This is a genomic window from Shewanella electrica, from assembly GCF_022321485.1.
Taxonomy (GTDB): Bacteria; Pseudomonadota; Gammaproteobacteria; order Enterobacterales; family Shewanellaceae; genus Shewanella; species Shewanella electrica.
Window position 1 is genome coordinate 1 of record NZ_JAKOGG010000109.1, and the last position, 324, is coordinate 324.

General features: G+C 47.2%; 1 protein-coding gene. It reads right to left on the reverse strand.

What is annotated here, in order from left to right:
• Positions 1-99: 99 nt before the first annotated feature.
• The coding region (locus L9G74_RS20080) for a hypothetical protein (RefSeq protein WP_238898543.1) at positions 100-324 on the reverse strand (225 nt) is incomplete at its 5' end.

Consider the following 324-nt stretch of genomic DNA (forward strand, 5'->3'; position numbering starts at 1 on the left):
CGAAAGTAGGATTGGTCATGTGTCATCTCTTTTTCGTTTAGTTTAATGAAATGACACAGAATTTTGAACACTACCGCTAATGCCGCAAACCTTGCTCCGCTACAATGGTTGGCTGATTTGTGACGTTAATTGAAAGGTAATAACCACCAATTCAAAATTGTTTAACACAGAATTTTCAGGCAACTCCAAATACCCCTCGGCGCGGCGAAGGTGCGTTGGGCAGCCATTGAGCAATCGAGGCACGGATGCCGAGAAGCGATGGTGAGCGAGGGACCGCGAATCAGAGCGATTTGCGAAAATGGCAAACCAGAAGCGCCGTAGCGT